Source organism: Pseudomonas sp. NPDC098747 (assembly GCF_044760045.1).
In the GTDB taxonomy this organism is placed as follows: Bacteria; Pseudomonadota; Gammaproteobacteria; order Pseudomonadales; family Pseudomonadaceae; genus Aquipseudomonas.
Genome location: NZ_JBIWAL010000005.1, coordinates 23,813 through 44,852 on the forward strand (window position 1 = coordinate 23,813; position 21,040 = coordinate 44,852).

Genomic DNA, 21,040 nt, shown 5'->3' on the forward strand with positions numbered 1-21,040 from the left:
CACCTTTTGGTGGGCCGTTGTGTTTCAGTTACACATACGGCTGGCGACTGGTGCGCCTCTCGCGTACAACTTGCGCCTATCGATTATCCGGTTCCAAGGCTGACAATGCGATTGGTTTTCCCCACATTGATGCTCACCGCCCTCGCCCTGCTGTCGGGCGCCGCCGGTGTGAACGCGGCACCGCAACATGCATTGACCGTGTACGGCGAACCCGCCAAATACCCTGCAGGTTTCAGTCATTTCGACTACACCAACCCGCAGGCCCCCAAGGGCGGGACGATGCGCCGCTCGGCGCTCGAAATCGGTCACTTCGACCATATCCTTCCTTATATAGACAAAGGCATTGGCGTCAGCCAGATCGACGGCATGCTGTATTCGCCGCTGGCTCAGCGCTCGATGGACGAGCCCTACACCGTCTACGGCCTGGTTGCGCATAAGATGGAGCGCTCGGACGACGGCCTGTCGCTGCGCTTCTTCATTAATCCCAAGGCGCGCTTCGCCGACGGCAAGCCGATCACCGCCGAAGACGTGCGCTACACCTACGACCTGTTGATGACCCAGGGCAGCCTGCGTTATCGCACGCAGTTCGCCGACGTCAAAGGCGTCGAAGTGGAAGCGCCGCTGACCGTGCGCTTCGACTTCAAAAGCAATGAAAACCGTACCCTGCCACTGGATATCGCGACCCTGCCGGTGTTTCCCGAACACTGGTGGAAGAGTCGCGATTTTGCCGGCGGTGGTGGTTATGAACCGCCGCTGGGCAGCGGACCTTATCGAGTCGGCAAGATCGACTCGGGACGCAGCATCACGTTCGAGCGCAATCCCGATTGGTGGGGCAAGGATCTGCCGGTCAGTCGCGGCTTGTACAACTTTGACCATTTCAGCATCGAGTACTTCGGCGACACTGACGTCGCACGCCAGGTGCTGCGCGGTGGCGCCTATGACTACAACCGCGAGTTTTCCGCCACCGGCTACTCGATCGGTTATGACAGCCCGGCCCTGAGCGACGGGCGTTTGCAAAAAGCCCATCTGGCCACCGAAGCGCCGCAATCGGCCCAGGGCTTTGTGTTCAACCTGCAAAAACCGGTATTTCAGGATCGTCACGTGCGTCAGGCACTGGCCATGCTCTGGGATTTCGAATGGAGCAACCGGCAGATGATGCGCAACCTGTACATCCGCCAGCAAAGTTACTTTTCCAATTCCGATCTGGCAGCGCGAGAAATACCCGATGCGCAAGAGCTGAAAATCCTTGAACCGCTGCGCGGACAGGTTCCCGACGAGGTCTTCACAAAAGTCTTCGAGGCGCCGAAAACCGATGGCAGCGGCCTGATTCGCGACAAGCAATTGCAAGCCCTCGCACTGCTTGAGCAGGCCGGCTGGAAACCCGATGGCGATCAACTGGTAAATGCCGATGGCGAGCCGCTGAGTTTTACCTTTCTGGTCAGCCAGAACGGCATCGATCGCCTGTTGCTTCCCTACAAGCGCACGCTGAAGCAGATCGGTATCGACCTCAATATCCGCCGCATTGACGCCTCGCAATACGTCAACCGCTTGATGAACCGCGACTACGACATGATCGTCACCGGCTACCCCGTTACTACGTCTCCGGGCGGCGAGCTACTCAACTATTTTGGCTCGGCGTCCGCCAACGACCCCGGGGCCAACAACTACATGGTGTTGAAAAACCCGGCGGTCGACACGTTGATCAACGGCCTGATCCGCGCCTCGACCAAACCCGACATGCTGCACTACGCCCATGCGCTGGACCGGGTGCTGCAATGGAATTACTACTGGATCCCCAACTACTATCCGCCGGGCAGCTCGACGGTCTGGTGGAACCGTTTCGGCATTCCGTCCGTTCAGGCCAGCAATGACGAAGCCATCGAGAGTTGGTGGGAACTGAGCCGCACGCCGCTGACCAATCAACAGATGACCGCCGAGAAAATCACGCGTGGCAGACCCGGAGGGCCGCGCTGATGTGGGGTTACATACTGCGGCGTCTGCTGCTGATCATTCCGACGCTGGTGATCATTCTGCTGGTCAATTTCGTCATCATTCAAGCCGCGCCGGGCGGCCCGGTCGAGCAAGCGATCGCGCACTTACAGGGCATTGGCGGGACGAATGTCGGCGGCGGTTCAGGGGAGACCATGAGCGGCACATCCCGCGCCAGCCGTGGTCTCGACCCGCAACTGATCAAGGACATCGAAAAACAGTACGGCTTCGACAAACCGGCCCATGAACGCCTTTGGTTGATGCTGAAGAACTATGCACAACTGGACTTCGGCAAAAGCTTCTTTCGTGGTGCTACGGTCACCGACCTGATCCTGGAAAAAATGCCGGTAACCATCTCGCTCGGGCTGTGGGCGACGCTGATCACCTATCTGGTGTCGATCCCGCTGGGCATTCGCAAAGCCGTGCATCACGGCAGCCATTTCGATATCTGGAGCAGCACGGCGATCATTATTGGCTACGCGATGCCGGCGTTCCTGTTTGCGATGTTCCTCATCGTGGTGTTTGCCGGCGGCACGTCGCTGAACTGGTTCCCAGTGCGCGGACTGGTCTCGGACAATTTCGAATCGCTGTCGACCCTCGGCAAGATCGCCGACTACTTCTGGCATCTGGTGTTGCCAGTAACCGCGCTGGTGATCGGCGGTTTCGCGACGTTGACGATTCTCACCAAGAACTCGTTCCTCAACGAAATCACCCGACAATATGTAGTCACCGCCCGAGCCAAAGGTCTGAGTGAACGCCGGGTACTTTACGGACATGTGTTTCGCAACGCGATGCTGCTGGTTGTGTCGGGCATTCCTCAAGCCTTCATCAGTGTGTTCTTTGCCGGCTCCCTGCTGATCGAGGTGATCTTCTCCCTCGACGGCCTCGGTCGCATGAGCTACGAAGCGGCGGTTTCCCGAGACTATCCGGTGGTGTTCGGCTCGCTGTTCATCTTCACTTTGTTCGGTTTGCTGATAAAACTGATCGGCGACCTGTGCTACACCCTCGTCGACCCGCGCATCGACTTCGCCGCGAGGAACGCCTGATGTTCAAGCTCTCGCCTCTGGGCCGTCGCCGCTTCGAGCGTTTCAAGAAAAACCGTCGGGGCTGGTGGTCGTTGTGGTTGTTTATCGGCCTGTTCTTACTGACGTTAGGCGGCGAACTGATCGCCAATGACAAGCCTCTGATGGTCAGTTATCAGGGCCAGTGGTACTTCCCGGTATTCAAGCGCCACACCGAACAAGAGTTCGGCGGACAGTTACCCTTCCAGGCCGATTACCGCAGCGAATACGTGCAGAAACTGATTCGTAAGGACGGTGGCTGGCTGCTGTTTCCGCCGATCCCGTTCAGTGACGACACGCCCAATTACGACCTCAACAAACCGGCACCCAGCCCGCCCACGGCGGTCAACTGGCTCGGCACCGACGATCAGTCGCGGGATGTGTTGGCGCGGGTGATCTTCGGTGCGCGCGTGTCGATCCTGTTTGCGCTGATGCTGACGTTTGTCAGCGCCCTGATCGGCATCGCGGCCGGCGCCTTGCAAGGCTATTACGGCGGCTGGGTCGACCTGCTCGGGCAACGTTTGCTGGAGGTGTGGTCCGGGTTGCCGGTGCTCTACCTGCTGATCATTCTCTCCGGTTTCGTCGAGCCAAATTTCTGGTGGCTACTGGGGATCATGGCGCTGTTTTCCTGGCTGGCACTGGTGGACGTGGTGCGCGCCGAGTTCCTCCGAGGACGCAATCTGGAATACGTCAAAGCCGCGCGCGCCTTGGGTTTGACCGACCGCAAAGTGATTGTCCGGCACATCCTGCCCAACGCCATGAATGCAACGTTGAGCTACCTGCCGTTCATTTTGACCGGGGCGATTTCCACCCTCACGGCGCTGGACTTCCTCGGTTTCGGCATGCCGGCCGGCAGTGCCTCGCTGGGCGAACTGATCGGCCAGGGCAAACAGAACTTGCAGGCACCGTGGCTCGGGTTGACGGCGTTTTTCACGCTGGCGCTGATCCTTTCCTTATTAGTGTTCATCGGCGAAGCGTTACGTGACGCATTCGACCCACGATCCTGAAGCGTGACCATGACTGACAACCTGATTGAAATCCGTAATCTCAACGTCGCCTTCCATGGTCAAACCGTGGTGCGCGAGCTTTGCCTGGACATCCGTCCCGGTGAATGCCTGGCACTGGTCGGCGAGTCCGGCTCGGGCAAATCAGTTACCGCGCACTCGATCCTGCAATTGCTCCCCGAATGCGATGCGCAAACCACCGGCAGCATTCGTTATCGCGGACAGGAACTGGTCAGCGCCGATCCGAAGGTTTTGCGTGAACTGCGCGGTAACCGCATCGCGATGATTTTTCAGGAGCCGATGAGTTCGCTCAACCCGCTGCACACCATCGAGAAGCAGATCGGCGAAACGCTGTTGCTGCACCGCGGCCTCGGGGGCAAAGAGGCGCAAAAGCGCATCCTCGAACTGCTCGGACTGGTGGGCATTCAAAAACCCAAAGAGCGGCTCAAGGCCTATCCGCATCAACTGTCCGGGGGCCAACGGCAACGGGTGATGATCGCCATGGCGCTGGCCTGCGAACCGGAGTTGCTGATCGCCGACGAGCCGACCACAGCGCTTGATGTCACCGTGCAGCGCAAGATCCTGCTGCTGCTCAAATCCCTGCAACAACGCTTGGGCATGTCGCTGCTGTTGATCAGCCACGACCTCAATCTGGTGCGCAGCATCGCCCAGCGCGTCTGCGTGATGAAGGCCGGCGAGATTGTCGAGCAGGCGCCCTGCGAAACGCTGTTCACCGAACCGAAGCACCCTTACAGCTGCGTGCTGCTCAACGCCGAACCGGAAGGCGAAGCGTTGCCCCGGGATGAACGCGAGAACGTGCTCGAAGTCGATGATTTGCGGGTTGAGTTCGTCGTCGGTGGCGGGTTGTTTCAACGCAAGCAATACCTGCGCGCAGTGGACGGCATCAGCCTGAGCATCCAGCGTGGCAAGACCTTGGGCATTGTTGGCGAGTCCGGTTCGGGCAAGTCGACACTGGGTCAGGCGATCTTGCGGTTGCTCGATTCGCAAGGCAGCATTCGTTTTCAAGGCGAAGCTCTCGATGGCCTGAACCAAAAACAACTGCGACCGTGGCGCCGGCAGATGCAGGTGGTGTTTCAGGATCCGTTCGGCAGCCTCAGCCCTCGGATGTCGGTGGCGCAAATCATCAGCGAAGGTCTGGAAGTGCATTGCGAATCCAGCGCCGATGAATGCGATGAACAAGTGATCCGCGTACTCAAAGAAGTCGGCCTCGACCCCGAGAGCCGTCATCGCTATCCCCACGAGTTTTCCGGTGGGCAGCGCCAACGTATCGCCATCGCCAGGGCACTGGTGCTCAAACCGGCGCTAATTCTGCTGGATGAACCGACTTCAGCGCTGGATCGCACGGTGCAGAAACAAGTGGTCGCCCTGCTCCGCGACCTTCAGGAAAAGCATGGCCTGACGTATCTGTTTATCAGCCATGACCTGGCAGTCGTTCGCGCCTTGGCCCATGACATGATCGTGATCAAGGACGGCAAAGTGGTAGAGCGTGGCGCCAGCCATGAGGTGTTCGATTCGCCGCAGCATCCGTATACCAAAGAGCTGTTGGCGGCGGCGCATGTGGGGTAGGCATAATCGGCGTCCAGCTTGGAACCGAGTTGCGGCATTCGCGAGCAAGCTCGCTCCCACAGTTGAAATGCATTCCCCTGTGGGAGCGAGCTTGCTCGCGAAGAGGCCAGCACTGGCAACACACATTCAGGATCAGCCGCCATGAACACCACCGAAAGCCTCAAGGACTACCAACGGGTTCGCACGCTGGCGATCCGCTCGCTGTTCGAGATCATCGAGCAATCGAGCGAAGGCACGGTGATTGTCGATCGCGACGCCAACATCGTCTGGATGAACGAACGTTACGCCCGACGTTTTGGCCTTGAGTCTGCCGCAGTTGCGATCGGCAAGCCTTGTGAAAGCGTGATCCCCGGTAGTCTGTTGCGTGAAGTGGTGCGCACCGGACGGCCGATTCTGCTGGACATGCAGGACACACCGAAAGAACCGCTGGTGGTGATGCGTCTGCCGATTCACGACGATGCCGGCACGGTGATCGGCGCCATCGGCTTCGCCCTGTTCGATGAGTTGCGCAGCCTGTCACCGATGCTCAAGCGCTACCTGAGCATGCAGGAAGAACTGGCCTCGACCCGCTCATTGCTGCGCGCGCGGCAGACCAAATACAACTTTGCGCACTTCATCGGCACCAGCGCCGCCAGCCTTGAAGTCAAACGCCGCGCCCGTCGCAGCGCCAGTGCTGACTCGCCGGTGTTGCTGCTCGGTGAAACCGGTACTGGCAAGGAATTGTTGGCCCAGGCGATCCACAGTGCTTCGCCACGGGCGCACAAGGCTTTTGTCAGCATCAACAGTGCGGCGATCCCCGAGGCGCTGCTCGAAGCGGAGTTTTTCGGTACGGCACCGGGCGCCTTCACCGGAGCTGACCGCAAGGGCCGCACCGGTAAACTGCAAATTGCTCAGGGCGGCACGTTGTTCCTTGATGAAATCGGCGACATGCCGTTGCCGCTGCAAAGTAAATTGCTGCGCGTGCTGCAAGAGAAAGAGTTCGAGCCGGTGGGTTCCAACGAAGTGATCCAGAGCGACGTGCGGGTGATCGCCGCGACATCGACAGACTTGCAGGCGGCGATCAAACGCGGCGAATTCCGCGCCGATTTGTATTACCGACTCAACGTATTGCCGATCAATGTGCCGCCGCTGCGAGACAGGCTCGATGACCTGCCAGCGCTCAGCGAAGCCATTCTCGAAGAGCTGCGCAGCCAGCACGAACTGCACCGCGAAGCCTTGGCGTTGCTCGGGCAGCATGCCTGGCCGGGCAACATTCGCGAGTTGCGCAACGTGCTGGAACGGGCGGCTCTGCTCAGTGATGATTTGATACTTTCGCAGGACGACATTCGTGCGGCGATCGGGACGTTTACGCCGGTGGAGCGAGTCTGCGCACCCGTTGTTGAACCGTTTGCCGAGGAGACTTTCGCCCAAGCCCGAGAGCGATTTGATCGGCAGTTGATTCAGTCTGCGCTTGCGCAATGCGCAGGCAAGGTGCCGGAAGCGGCGGTTCGGTTGGGGCTTGGGCGATCGACTTTGTATAAGAAGATGCTGGCGTTGGGGATTGTCGAGTCTCAATAGAGAGATATTTATCTCCAAACAAAGACAGGATCATAAGCATCGCTGGCAAGCCAGCTTCTACAGGTTTATCTCAGTCCCTGTGGGAGCTGGCTTGCCAGCGATGACGTCGGCAAATTCAAAAAATCTCAAAATAGAGACAAAGTGCTCATCTAACGCCCTCAATTTAAAACAATTTTCATATATTTCAACAAGTTACATGTCTGGCACAAAAATCGCTAATGCCTCTCCCACACCTGTTTCAATCACAAAAATAACAATTCTGGAGAGACACACCATGAGTGTGATCATTGCCTTGGCAGCCCTCACGCTGCTGATGCTCGCGGCCTACCGTGGCTACAGCGTTATCCTTTTTGCCCCGATTGCTGCACTCGGCGCTGTCCTGCTGACCGATCCTTCTGCCGTCGCCCCTGCCTTCACCGGGGTGTTCATGGAGAAAATGGTCGGCTTCATCAAACTGTACTTTCCCGTGTTCCTGCTCGGCGCCGTGTTCGGCAAGTTGATCGAACTGTCCGGATTCTCCCGCTCTATCGTTGCTGCGGCGATTCGTCTGCTTGGCACCAAGCAAGCAATGCTGGTCATCGTGCTGGTTTGCGCCGTGCTCACCTACGGTGGCGTTTCGTTGTTCGTCGTGGTGTTTGCGGTTTATCCGTTTGCCGCGGAGATGTTTCGCCAGAGCAATATCCCCAAACGGCTGATCCCGGCGACCATCGCCCTCGGCGCGTTTTCGTTCACCATGGATGCCCTGCCCGGCACCCCGCAAATTCAGAACATCATCCCCAGCACCTTCTTTAATACCACTGCATGGGCGGCGCCGTGGCTGGGTGTGATCGGCACGATTTTCGTGTTCTGCGCCGGCATGCTGTTTCTCCAGCGTCAGCGCAACAAGGCTCAACGTGCGGGTGAAGGTTACGGCACCGAACTGCGCAACGAGCCGGAAACGGCCGAAGACTTGAAGCTGCCAAACCCGTGGCTTGCGCTGTCACCGCTGCTGGCGGTGGGCATTATGAACCTGCTGTTCACCCAGTGGATTCCGCAGTGGTACGGCAAGACCCATAGCCTCGCGCTGCCGGGCATGACCACACCGGTCACTACTGAAATCGCCAAACTGACGGCGATCTGGGCGGTACAAGCGGCGTTGTTGATCGGCATCCTCATGGTGCTGGTGTTCGGCTTTAAAGCGATTCGCAGCAAACTGGCCGAGGGCAGTAAAAGCGCGGTCAGTGGCGCGCTGCTGGCGGCCATGAACACCGCATCCGAATATGGTTTCGGCGCGGTGATCGCCTCGCTGCCGGGTTTTCTGGTGCTGGCCGACTGGCTCAAGCAAATCCCCAATCCGCTGGTCAACGAAGCGATCACCGTGACCCTGCTCGCTGGTATCACCGGCTCGGCTTCGGGAGGCATGAGTATTGCGCTGGCGGCGATGTCCGAGCAGTTCATCAGCGCGGCGCACGCGGCGAACATTCCGCTGGAAGTCATGCACCGCGTGGCCGCGATGGCCAGCGGCGGTATGGACACCCTGCCGCACAACGGCGCGGTGATCACGCTGCTGGCGGTTACCGGCCTGACTCACCGGGAAGCCTACAAAGACATTTTCTGTATTACGCTGATCAAGACCCTGGCGGTTTTCGTGGTGATCGGTACTTTCTACGCCACTGGCATTGTGTGAGGCATTGATGACAACTCTTTCTGGCAAGACCGCACTGGTTACCGGCTCCACCAGCGGTATCGGCCTGGGCATTGCCCTCGCACTGGCCAAGGCTGGTGCCAACCTGATCCTCAATGGTTTCGGCGATGCCTCCAAAGTCATCGCCGAAGTCGGCCAGTTCGGCGGCAAGGTCGGCCATCACCCGGCGGACGTCAGCGACCCGGCGCAGATCGCCGAGATGATCGCGTACGCCGAGCGCGAGTTCGGCGGCGTCGACATTCTGGTCAACAACGCCGGTATCCAGCACGTCGCGGCGGTGGAAGAGTTTCCGGTCGAGCGCTGGGATTCGATCATCGCCATCAACCTTTCTTCGGTGTTTCACAGCACGCGCCTGAGTTTGCCGAGCATGCGCGCCAAGGGCTGGGGGCGGATCATCAACATTGCCTCCGTCCACGGCCAAGTCGGCTCGACCGGCAAAGCGGCTTATGTCGCGGCCAAACATGGCGTGATCGGGTTGACCAAGGTGGTCGGCCTGGAAACCGCGACCAGCAACGTCACCTGTAACGCCATCTGTCCAGGCTGGGTGTTGACGCCACTGGTGCAGAAGCAGATTGATGATCGCGCAGCCAAGGGCATCGACCCGCAGCAGGCACAACATGATCTACTGGCAGAGAAACAGCCGTCGCTGGAATTCGTCACCCCGCAGCATCTGGGCGAATTGGTGTTGTTTCTGTGCAGTGAGGCTGGCAGCCAGGTGCGCGGCGCGGCGTGGAATATCGACGGTGGGTGGTTGGCGCAGTAGGCCAACGCGTTTCCCCTGTGGAAGCGTGATCCTGGTAAGTGTATGAATCAGATAAAAAGAGGCAACCAATGTCCGACGTCCTCTGGCAACCCGACGCCGACCGTATCGCCAAATCGCGCATGGACGCGTTCCGACGCTTCGTCAATCAGCGCCATTTGCTTAACCTTGACGACTACCCTGCCCTGCACCAATGGAGCATCGATCAGCGCGAAGCGTTCTGGCAGGCCATCGTTGACTTTTTCGACATCGGTTTCCATAGCCAACCCGACGCCGTCCTGCGCGAAGGTGCGCAAATGCCCAGCGCCGACTGGTTTCCCGGGGCAACGCTGAATTTCGCAGAACACTTGTTGCGCCGACGCGATGATGCTGTGGCGGTCGTGAGCGTGGCGGAAAACGGTCAGCGCGAGCAATTGACCTGGACCGAACTGGCCCGCGAGGTTGCGGGGTTTCAGGTCAGCCTGCAAGCGGTGGGCGTTGGCCTCGGTGACCGGGTGGCGGCGTGCATGCCCAACACCTGGCAGACGCTGGTAGCGATGCTCGCGACCACCAGCCTCGGCGCGATCTGGTCGTGTTCTTCACCGGACTTCGGCACCCACGGTGTGATCGACCGTTTCGGTCAAATCGAACCAAAAGTGCTGATCACCTGCGCCGGCTATCGCTATGCCGGTAAAGAGCTCGACCAGACCACCAAGCTCAATGAAATCCTTGCGCAACTGCCGTCGTTGCAACAGCTGATCATCGTGCCTTACGCGCGCTCGCAGGCTCGTGTGGAAGATTATCGAACGCTCGCCGATGTCACGCTCTGGGATGATTTCTACGAGCCGGGCGACGTGCCGTTTTTCGTCCCGGTGCCGTTCGCTCATCCGCTTTACGTGCTGTATTCCAGCGGCACCACCGGCGTACCGAAATGCATCGTGCACAGCACCGGCGGCGTGCTGCTGCAACACGTCAAGGAACATGGACTGCACGTCGACCTCGGCCCCGGCGATCGATTGTTTTACTACACGACGTGCGGCTGGATGATGTGGAACTGGCTGGTATCGGCGCTGGCCGTCGGCAGCGCCGTGGTGCTGTATGACGGTTCGCCCTTTCACCCAGGACCCGAGCGTTTGCTGGAGCTGCTTGAAGATGAACGCATCAGCGTGTTTGGCACCAGCCCAAAATTTCTTGCGACCCTGGAAAGCAGTGGCCTCAAGCCCCGCGAAAATCATGATCTGAGCACCTTGAAAACCTTGCTCTGCACCGGCTCAGCCTTGTCACCGCAGAGCTACGACTTCGTCTACCGTGACTTCAAACCTGACGTGTGCCTGGCCTCGATGTCCGGTGGCACCGATATCGTTTCCTGCTTCGTTAACGGCAATCCGCTGTCCCCGGTACGTCGCGGCGAGATCATGGGCAAGAGCCTGGGGATGGCCGTGGAGGTGTGGAATGACTCGGGGCAGCCGGTGATCGGCGAGAAAGGTGAGTTGGTGTGTACCCGGCATTTCCCGGCGATGCCGATCGGTCTGTGGAATGACCCGGATGGCGAGAAGCTGCGCAAATCCTATTTCAGCCTGTTCCCTGGCGTCTGGGCGCAGGGCGATTACGCCGAAGAGCTGCCCCACGGTGCCATGATGATTCACGGCCGCTCCGATGCCGTGCTCAATCCTGGCGGTGTGCGCATCGGTACGGCAGAAATTTACCGGCAGGTGGAGAAAGTCCCGCAAGTGCTCGACAGCGTGGCGATCGGGCAGCAATGGCAGGACGATGTGCGGGTGGTGTTGTTTGTGCGATTGAAGGACGGTGTTGAACTGGATGAAACACTGCAAGCGCAGATCCGCCAAGCCATCCGCGCCAACACCACACCTCGGCATGTGCCGGCGAAAATCGTCGAGGTCACAGACATTCCGCGCACGATCAGCGGCAAAGTCGTGGAACTTGCCGTGAGAAACGTGGTGCACGGACAGCCGGTGAAAAATACCGATGCACTGGCCAATCCCGAAGCGTTGGAGCAGTTTCGGGATCGATCAGAGTTGCAGGAGTAAACGCCGTACTCGCATTGAAAGTGCACCTCAAAAGATGCCGTTGGCTATCAGCGGGTAAAGCTCAGCAAGACCTCTCCGGTGACAATGCCATCTTGAGCATCTGCGACGGCATTCTTCATTGTTTCCACGTTACGCTTGAACTGCCAACTGTATTCCCCCGAAGCCTGGTCCAGCAGCAAAGCCATTAGCGCATGCGTGTCGGCATTCTTCAGGCTTCGGCTGGAGTCGTACTTTCCGTTGGTTTTCTCGGTGGCTGAACCCCTGAATATGCCGGAGACATTCAACACCGCAATAGATTGACCTCTGGGCTTGGAATTCGGCGGAATCTTAATATTGCCCTGCGCCAGATTGAGCAACGGTGCCACGTCCAATTCATAGGCATCGGCTGAACTCGCTTGCGTTCTCGACGCCGATGCTAACGTATCGAATTTCGAATCAGCGCGAGACAGAACATAAATCAGGTCATCGGCTATGACATCCAGACTGAGTTTTTCCTTATAAAAATGTTCTTGCAGGTTTTCACCAAAAAGCTCCAGGAACTGTTGAGGATCAGTGTCCGGACGCCCTGCTTTTCTCCATGCGTCGAATTGTGCGGAGTTTACAACCATTGTGCGGCGATCATCTTTGACTGCGTCTATCAAACAGCTGTTGATTGAAAAGCCGTAGCAATCGGTCTTTAGCAGTTTAAGGAATTGCAGCATGTTGTCGCGGCCCTGCGCGGAGCCTCCGAATAACAAACCTGACGCCAGATCAGTGTGAAAAGGATCGGTTTTTTGCCCAAGAGTCCTCAACGCGTTATCGATTTTACCCCGTGCTTTAGGCAGGGCCTGCTTAATAATATTCCGGGTGTAGACAGGCGGGAGCTTTCGAGGCTGCTTAAGCGCCCGCATAGCGTGGGAGAATTCGATATTCTTCAGTTTCGCCCCCCAGGCACGGCCAGAGCGATAGGCTGCAAAACAGTCAGCACCGTTTCGAACAGCTCGAATGTTCAAGGCATTGGAAGCCTTCCCTGCTGGTCGCCAAACGCCACGACCGAGCTTCGCATAGTCATTCACCTGCGGTAAATCAAAGGATTTCACTCTACCCATAGCTGTTCGCAGTTGAAATCTTGCTCTTTTCAGCACGTGTAATCCATTTCTACCCAACTGAGCTCCACTTCGCGAAAGTAGCTTCGAGCCAGTTAGAGCCATGTGACCGAAACCGTCCGCAGGGTTAAATACCGACACAAGGGTAATAGCAGCAAATTTCACCAGACTCGCGGCTTTTGAAGCAGTAGAGACCGATCTTGCAACCACGCTCAATATTTTGCTAGCAGCCCCAACAACGGTTCCAAGCAGTGCAATGACATCCATAATGCAGCCATACACACCACCCGCGACGCGGCTCTTGTCTCCGGACGCCAAGTCAGCGATACAGCCTCTAAAAGGAATAACCGAATTGAGAATAAACTCAGTTAACTGCTCGTTTTTTTCTCTGAGCTTTTCCAGAGGTGTTGGTACCATTGCAGCTTTCAATGCCTGGTCAAAAGAAATAGGCGGGTGAAACAAGATGATAAACTCTGCAATCCCATGAAGCTGAATATCATTAAAACTCATTACCGAGCTCCCGGTAAACTCGGCATCCCTTTCGATTTTAGGCAAAACTGCGTACTTCTCAATAACGCCTACAGACTGAGCATTGGCGGAGTATTTACGACCATGGGTGTAGCACCGCAAATCTGTTGCAATATCGCCCTTTCCTGCTGCCGGCGTTGAGGCATTCAAGTCACCAGAAAATTCGAATCGAGACCCGACATTCATCTTGTTGGATCGTTTGATTAAGCCGGCCAAGCGGTCATTCCTATGGCACTCCCCTTGTAATGTCAGTATTTCGTAGCACAGTAATTCGTTGGCTTTATTCAATGCGCAGATCACCACACCGTAACGGCCTACTGCCTCATCTCTTTCTTTTTGCGTTTCGACCAATTTGGTTTTTTCTGGTGCTGAGCTTCCCGCGTATCCGCCACTTGTAGAAGACTGACGCGCCTGATAAAAGGAAACAGTCTCACGCAAGGTAAAAACAGTGATATCCGAATTTAAAAAAACCTCGCGATCCGCTGCTGGAATTTTGGTTAATGCAAGTTTGGTCGTTGTCTCCAGAGCGCGTTGCAGACCATCATGCCAGTGAACAACCAATTGAAATATCTGCTCTTTAATAGCCGGCAAAGTTGACATTTCGGCCTCAAATTGAGTGTATATCCCGGGCTCATCTTCAAGATCCCAGCGCCCGCTTTCCAACTCATCAGACGCGTAAACTTCGACCAGCGACCTGCGCACTGGGAATAATAACTGGTCAACATCCCTTATGATTTCCGTATGCGGAAAGTCTGACAACCCGTAATTATTTGGCTCATGCTCTTCAACGAGCAGTTTATCCTCCAGAAAATTGCAGCCGGGTAATTTCTCTTTAAGCAGTTCTAGCGCAATCAATTGCTTGTCGGCCAAGGGTCGCTGCAGAATCACGGCGGCTTGCACCGTTAACATGATCAGGCTTTGATATTCATCGACTACCAAATCCAAGGCGTCTTGAGCATCTTTAATCAAATCCTGATGCGTAATCAAGCCGTTAATCAACCCCCAGTCAAGAATAGGATCAATAAGCGCAGTTGTCTGTAATTCACGCATTGCTTCGCTTTGCGGTTCTAAAAGCCCAAATGCTTCGACCTGTCTGGCTTCCATCAGGCGAGCCGTACCCTGATTAATCAATTCAATGGTTGAGACAGCCCTGCAGAAATTCAGCCAGGCCGTTGAGCCGACTGATACAGAGCGATCAAACTCCCGAACCAGAAACTCCGGGGCGACATCGGCCAACATTATGTAGGCCGCCAGATCAACAGTGTTACGCGACACCTGGCATGAACCGACCAAATGCTCTCCAAAAGACTTAATAATTACTTCTGGATGAAGATCAACGTTCGTCACTTGATAGAGATCATAGCCACAGATGAAATTTCTTTTGTTGGTCGTTTCGCTTTTGGATTCGATATCAAGAATGATGGCCGTGACAATTATTTGGCCCAACTCAGTAGACCCTATTTGCTCTCCAGCGTTAGCGCCATACCAACCCAATGCTTTGACATAGCCGACGGCGAGACGTTGCGTAGAGGCATGAAGGAGCATTGCGTTTACTGCTTCAGCTAGCTCAACATTCCTAGGAGAACCCGCATCAACAAATACTTGATCCAATAGAGTTGAACCGTTATTCAGTTGAGTTGCCGTAAATGCCTTGATTTGATTTTTTTCTTCAGCTGTTAATATGACCGAAAACTCGTCTTCGCCATTGAGTTGGGCCCAGTAATTGCCCAGCGCTGACGCTTCTGGCAATACGAACTCGAGGAACTCAGCCAACATTTCGCATTCGCCAACAGTCTTCGGCACGTCAAGCTCGTAAAAACTCAACCACTGTGCCAATGAAGCCTTATTATTGCTTCGGACATACCCGCCCGTTTGGGCTGCACACTCCCCCAGAACTCCCCGAAGGCGTTCCTCTTCAGATCCCTCGATGGCAAGGGGCAGTTGGACCCCTGGGTTTCCACCTGCATATATCAGCAATCCCGCATCCTGCGTAACCGCAGCATTAAAAGCCTCTGGAATTTTAAGCGCATCCAGTTTTAACTTTACCGAGCTGAGTCCAACCAACTCTTTAACCAATGCAACCAAGGGAGCGTGCAACTCGAAGATGCTCGAACCTTGCCACACAGCAACCATTTCATTATCTAAATCCACTTCAACAGCATCAACTTTGCCATGCAGGGCAATGAGCCCCCGAAGATGTCGACTCATCCTGTACTTTTCCGCGATGTCTGCTTCAGACCGCTCGAGATCTCCCTTCGCTATGACAACGGAAAACTTATCTAACTCACCAATCACCACAACCACCTCTGAGAAAATCAATTAAAGATCCGGGGCAACCCCCGACACAGGCTCGAATAAATATATCCAGGCGTCTACCGCTACTGTGTTAATTAACGTATCAGAACCAGTCAAGATAATTCTCTTACAGGCAAGCTCGTGAAGCGACCTAAACCACAACTCTTTATTTATAGTGCCAATTGCAGTCAACAGGATTAATCCATCAACCCCCAACCCTCTGAAGCGTCTTTAGTCGACGGTGCACTTTGCGAACTCAATTTCAGCGCCAAACGCAGATTATTAACGGAATCCGCGTGTTTCAATGCATCTTCTTCACTAAGCACCCCCTCGACAACCAGCAATTTCAAGGCTGCATCAAACGTCTGCATGCCCTCTTCACCTGATTTATCCATAATATTTTTAAGTTCTGCGAATTGATTGTTTCGAATCAGATCACCAATGGTCGGCGTTCCTAACATGACCTCAACGGCCGCCCTTCTTTGTCCATCTACAGTACGAACGAGCCGCTGCGAAACACAGGCTTTAAGATTATTTGCCAATGTATGCAGCAACTGTGGCCGCCGCTCTTCAGGAAACATATTGATGATTCTTTCCAGCGCCTGATTGGCGTTATTGGCGTGCAACGTCGACAAAACCAGATGCCCGGTCTCGGCAAATGACAACGCATGCTCCATGGTTTCACGGTCGCGAATCTCGCCGATCAGCACCACGTCCGGTGCCTGGCGCAGGGTGTTTTTCAGTGCAGCGTGAAAGCTACGCGTGTCGACACCGACTTCACGCTGGTTGATGATCGAAAGCCTGTGCCGGTGGATGTACTCGATCGGGTCTTCGATGGTGACAATGTGCCCGCTGCTATGGCGGTTACGATGATCGATCAGTGCTGCCAGTGACGTTGATTTGCCTGAGTCGGTAGCGCCAACAAACAGTATCAGCCCCTGCTTGAGCATCACGGTTTCGAGCAGTACTGGCGGCAGTTTGAGATCTTCAAATCGCGGAATATCGAGTTTGACGTTGCGGATCACAATGGATACATCATTGCGCTGTTTAAAGATGTTGACCCGGAAACGTCCAATGCCGGCGCGAGAAATTGCCAGGTTCATTTCCAGATCCCGGTCGAACTCCCGGCGCTGCTCGACGTCCATGAGGGAGGTGGCAACCGTTGCCACCTCGCCAGGTTTGAAAGGTTGCTCGCTTAACGGTGTCAGCACACCTTCAAAACGTGCACTGGGCGGCGCGCCAGTGGAGAGGAACAGATCCGATCCGTGACGATTCGCCAGTTGTTTGAGCAGTGCATCGATTTCCATGGCTAAAAACACCTGCGAAGCTTGCAATGAACAGAGAGGGCCCGCGCAGTGACGCCGCGAGCCAATGCGCGTCTACCCAACTAGGATAGTAGACGCCGCCCTACCGACTGACGCTCAGGATGTAACGATGAAGGCTGTACCGACCAGCAACGACGCCCAGGCACTGATCGCCCGAACCGACTGGAGCCGCAGCCCTTTGGGCGCCGCCGGCACCTGGCCGCAGAGCCTGCGTACCGCGGTGGACATCGTGATTCACTCGCCGATGCCGATGTTGTTGATGTGGGGTCCGCAGTTGACGCAAATCTACAACAACGGCTTTGCTCTGCTCGCCGGGAACAAACATCCGCACGCTTTCGGACAGCCCGCGCACCAGATATGGCCGGAACTTAGAGACTTCACCGACCCGATTTACAGCGCCGTCCTACAAGGCCAGGTGCGCACCTACAGTGAACAGCGCTTCACCCTGCAACGCGACGGCAAGGATTCAGACTTCTGGCTTGATTTGACTTACAGCCCGATCCGCGATGAACGTGCACAGGTAGCAGGGATTCTGGTCACCGCGATTGAAACCAACGAACGACGGCGCATCGCTCTGGAGTTGCAACAACGTTCCGATGAAAGCCTCAGAGTTCAGCGCGACACCGAAGAGCGCCTGCAACTGGCGCTCGCCGCGACCGATGCGGTCGGCACCTGGGACTGGGACATCGGCGAAGATCGCTTCATTGCCGATGCGCATTTTGCCCAGTTGCACGGCATTGACCCGGCCCGCGCCGGGCAATTGCCCATCAGTGATTACCTGAACGGCGTTCACCCTGAAGACCGCGCGCTGGTCGCCCGCAGCATCAAACACTGCATTACACACGGTACGGAATACGCCGAGGAATACCGCTTGCTGTTGCCCGGCGGCGAGCAACGCTGGGTATTCGCTCGCGGGCGCTGTTACAAGGATCACCATGGCCGGCCAATTCGTTTTCTCGGCGCGGCACTGGACCTGACCGAGCGTAAACAGACTGAACAGGCGTTGCGCCAGAGTCAGACCGAGTTGCAGTTGATCATCAACGCCATGCCGATCCTGATCAGCTATGTCGACCACGAGGAGCGCTTTCGTCTGAACAACGCGGCGTATCTCGACTGGTATGGTTTGACGCCACAAGAGCTGTACGGCCGCACCATTCGCGAGGTGATCGGCGAAGAGGCCTATTTCCTGCGTTCGCCTTACATCGCCGAGGCGCTGGCCGGACGGCCCTGTTCGTTCAGCTTGTACACGCCGCATCGCGACGGCAGCACCCGCCATGCATTAATGAACTACTTGCCCCGCCACGGTGCGGACGGCGCGGTCAACGGCTTCTATATCTTTGTGATCGACGAGTCCGAGCGCAAGAAAACCGAAGAAGCGCTGCGCAATCTCAACGAAACCCTTGAAGAGCGCGTCAGCGCCCGCACCGAACAATTGGCCCAGGCCAATGAGCGTTTGCAGAACGAGATGTTCGAACGCGAGCGCGCCGAAGATGCGTTGCGCCATGCGCAGAAAATGGAAGCGGTCGGCCAACTCACCGGCGGTATCGCCCATGACTTCAACAACATGCTCACCGGGATTATTGGCAGCCTTGACCTGATGCAGCGCTACATCGCCAATGGCCGGGCCGACGAGATCGGGCGTTTTACCGACGCCGCCGTGTCGTCCGCCAATCGTGCCGCCGCGCTGACCCACCGCTTGCTGGCGTTCTCTCGGCGCCAGTCGCTGGATCGCAAAACCCTCGACGTGAACGCGTTGATCCATTCGCTGGAAGATTTGATCCGTCGCACCAAGGGCGATCCGATCGCGCTCACGTTGCGCCTGGCAGCAAACGTCTGGCCGGTCAGCACCGATGTCAGCCAACTGGAAAACGCCCTGCTCAACCTGGTGATCAACGCCCGCGACGCCATGCCCGAAGGCGGTGAATTGCTGATCGAAACGGCCAACGTCTATCTCGATGGCAATGACATCACCACGCTGGAACCGGTCAAGGCCGGCGATTACCTGATGCTGGCGGTCAGCGACAACGGCACCGGCATGACCCCTTCGGTGCGTTCCAAGGCATTCGATCCGTTTTTCACCACCAAACCCATCGGCCAGGGCACGGGCCTGGGATTGTCGATGATTTATGGTTTTGCCCAGCAATCGGGCGGCCATGTCAGCCTCGACAGCCTGCCGGGCCAGGGCACTTGCGTGCGTCTGTACTTGCCGCGCTTGCATGGCAGCGAACCGGAACGCCCGACCGCTGAACGCGTTGAGCAACCTGCGGCCATTGCCGCCGGTGAAACCGTGATGGTGGTCGAAGACGACCCGGCGGTGCGCATGCTGGTGCTCGATCTGCTCAGGGAGTTGGGCTACACCGCCTACGAGGCCGAAGACGCCAACACGGCCCTGCCGCTACTGGAATCGAATTTACGCGTCGATCTGCTGGTCACCGACGTAGGCCTGCCGGGCATGAACGGTCGCCAACTGGCGGAAATCGCTCGCCAGCATCATCCGGGGCTCAAGGTGCTGTTCATGACCGGGTATGCGCAGAAAGCCGCCGAGCGTCAGGGTTTTCTCGAGGACGGCATGGACATGGTGGCCAAGCCGTTTTCGATTGAGTTGCTGGCCAGCAAGATCCGCACGATGATCAGCCAGACGCCTTGAGTTAAGGCATAATCCGCGCCCCGCCGTCACCCCGTTATCAGGTATCGCACGATGAAAGCCCAAGCCCGCCACATTCTGGTGAAAACCGCCGAAGAGGCCGAACAGCTCAAACAACGCATCGCCAAGGGTGAAGCGTTTGATGTATTGGCGAAAAAATACTCGACGTGCCCGTCCGGCAAGCGCGGCGGCGATCTGGGTGAAGTTCGGCCGGGGCAGATGGTCGGCGCGATTGATGCGGTGATTTTCAAGAAGCCCCTGCGCACAGTGCATGGGCCGATCAAGAGTAAGTTTGGGTATCACCTGGTGCAGGTGTTTTATCGCGATTGAGTGGTTGGCTTTCGGGCCTCATCGCTGGCAAGCCAGCTCCCACAAGGGTCTTGCTGTGTGACATAGATTGCCTGCACACCCGTGATCCCTGTGGGAGCGGGCTTGCCCGCGAACCGATTGCGCAGCAAGCGGCCATTCAACCGTCACCTCCCAATCAACGCCCCCGGCACTTGAATAACCTGGCTTGCCAATCGATGGCCAGCTTCGGCCGCTTCCACCGGACCACCACCCAGCAACCGACTACCCAGATACGCCGCACTGAACGAATCCCCCGCCGCCGTGGTGTCCACTACCTTCTCGACTTTCTGTGCCGGCACTGCAAACGCCTCGCCATCACAACGAATCAGACATGCCTCGGCACCGCGCTTGAGCACCACCTCCGGTGTACCGATCTGCGCGTAAGCGTCGAACACCGCTTCGCAGTCACTGAAGCCGAACAGTGCCTGCTCGTCATCCACGGTCAGCAACGCCAGATCGATGTGCGGCAACACGCTGCGATAGGCCGCACGTGCCTCTGCCACGGATGCCCACAGGCGTGGCCGGTAGTTGTTGTCGAAGACGATCCGCGCATCACGCTGGCGAGCGTCGATCAGGGTCTGTATCAGTCTCTCGCGCCCCTGTGCACCGAGCACAGCCAGTGTGATACCGCTGAAATACAGCACGTCGTAATCCGGCAATGCCGCCAGAATCGGCTCGGCTGCCGCAGTGGTGAAGCAATCGCGGACGGCCGCCTCGTTACGCCAGTAGAGAAAGCGCCGCTCGCCTTTGGCGTCGGTCTGGATGCAATACAGACCCGGCAAGCGACCGGGCAGACGCTGCACAAGATCGAGGCCGATGCCTTCGCTGGTCCAGATCTGGCACATGGCGTCGCTGAAGCTGTCATCGCCCAGCGCGGTGACGTAGTCGACTTGCGCTTTCTCGCCCAAGGCGCGCGACAGGTAGACGGCGGTGTTGAGGGTATCGCCGCCGAAGCTTTGCTGCAGGCTGCCGTCGGCGCGCTGCTGGAGTTCGATCATGCATTCGCCGATCAGGGCGATGCGTGGGGTGTTGGGGCCCAAGGGGCTAAGAGTTGGCATTTTGGGGTGTCTCTGTTTGATCGATGGTGTCTGGGCGGACGTCTTCGCGAGCAAGCTCGCTCCCACAGGGAATCGCATTCCAAATTGT

General features: G+C 57.0%; 13 protein-coding genes. 10 read left to right on the top strand and 3 right to left on the bottom strand.

What is annotated here, in order from left to right:
* Positions 1–105: 105 nt before the first annotated feature.
* From ACIQVE_RS04505 to ACIQVE_RS04540, 8 genes are all read left to right on the top strand, one after another.
* Positions 106–1,974, top strand: coding sequence for an extracellular solute-binding protein (locus tag ACIQVE_RS04505; protein WP_402804951.1), 1,869 nt, complete (start codon positions 106–108; stop codon positions 1,972–1,974).
* Positions 1,974–3,035, top strand: coding sequence for a microcin C ABC transporter permease YejB (locus ACIQVE_RS04510; RefSeq protein WP_150602444.1), 1,062 nt, complete (start codon positions 1,974–1,976; stop codon positions 3,033–3,035). The genes ACIQVE_RS04505 and ACIQVE_RS04510 overlap by 1 nt, the downstream gene beginning before the upstream one ends.
* Positions 3,035–4,057, top strand: coding sequence for an ABC transporter permease (locus ACIQVE_RS04515; protein WP_402804953.1), 1,023 nt, complete (start codon positions 3,035–3,037; stop codon positions 4,055–4,057). The genes ACIQVE_RS04510 and ACIQVE_RS04515 overlap by 1 nt, the downstream gene beginning before the upstream one ends.
* Before the next feature lie 9 nt (positions 4,058–4,066).
* Positions 4,067–5,641: an ABC transporter ATP-binding protein gene (locus ACIQVE_RS04520; RefSeq protein WP_402804955.1), complete on the top strand. Its 1,575-nt coding sequence runs from the start codon at positions 4,067–4,069 to the stop codon at positions 5,639–5,641.
* Between the two features lie 141 nt (positions 5,642–5,782).
* A complete protein-coding gene (locus ACIQVE_RS04525; RefSeq protein ID WP_402804957.1) occupies positions 5,783–7,198 on the top strand; it encodes a sigma-54 interaction domain-containing protein in 1,416 nt (471 codons plus the stop codon).
* A 274-nt stretch (positions 7,199–7,472) separates the two neighbouring features.
* A complete protein-coding gene (locus ACIQVE_RS04530) occupies positions 7,473–8,864 on the top strand; it encodes a GntP family permease (protein WP_402804959.1) in 1,392 nt (463 codons plus the stop codon).
* A gap of 7 nt (positions 8,865–8,871) precedes the next feature.
* Positions 8,872–9,645, top strand: coding sequence for a 3-hydroxybutyrate dehydrogenase (hbdH, locus tag ACIQVE_RS04535; RefSeq protein WP_402804961.1), 774 nt, complete (start codon positions 8,872–8,874; stop codon positions 9,643–9,645).
* 68 nt (positions 9,646–9,713) lie between these two features.
* Entirely contained in the window at positions 9,714–11,669 is a 1,956-nt protein-coding gene (locus ACIQVE_RS04540; protein ID WP_402804962.1) for an acetoacetate--CoA ligase, read from the top strand.
* A 47-nt stretch (positions 11,670–11,716) separates the two neighbouring features.
* Here ACIQVE_RS04540 and ACIQVE_RS04545 read toward each other — a convergent pair whose 3' ends face one another.
* Both ACIQVE_RS04545 and ACIQVE_RS04550 read right to left on the bottom strand, forming a co-directional pair.
* Positions 11,717–15,601, bottom strand: coding sequence for a hypothetical protein (locus ACIQVE_RS04545; protein ID WP_402804964.1), 3,885 nt, complete (start codon positions 15,599–15,601; stop codon positions 11,717–11,719).
* Positions 15,602–15,774: 173 nt separating this feature from the next.
* A complete protein-coding gene (locus ACIQVE_RS04550) occupies positions 15,775–16,884 on the bottom strand; it encodes a PilT/PilU family type 4a pilus ATPase (RefSeq protein WP_402804966.1) in 1,110 nt (369 codons plus the stop codon).
* Positions 16,885–17,011: 127 nt separating this feature from the next.
* On the opposite strand from ACIQVE_RS04550, the gene ACIQVE_RS04555 reads away from it, so the two are divergent.
* Positions 17,012–19,549, top strand: a complete 2,538-nt coding sequence (locus ACIQVE_RS04555) for a PAS domain-containing protein (RefSeq protein ID WP_402804968.1) — start codon at positions 17,012–17,014, stop codon at positions 19,547–19,549.
* A gap of 51 nt (positions 19,550–19,600) precedes the next feature.
* Positions 19,601–19,876 (top strand): peptidylprolyl isomerase, encoded by a 276-nt coding sequence (locus tag ACIQVE_RS04560; protein WP_025112520.1) that lies wholly within the window; start codon positions 19,601–19,603, stop codon positions 19,874–19,876.
* Positions 19,877–20,019: 143 nt separating this feature from the next.
* On the opposite strand, the gene ACIQVE_RS04565 is transcribed toward ACIQVE_RS04560, so the two are convergent.
* The gene (locus ACIQVE_RS04565) at positions 20,020–20,952 is read right to left on the bottom strand and encodes a sugar kinase (protein ID WP_402804971.1); all 933 of its coding nucleotides are present in this window, start codon (positions 20,950–20,952) and stop codon (positions 20,020–20,022) included.
* Positions 20,953–21,040 lie beyond the last annotated feature (88 nt).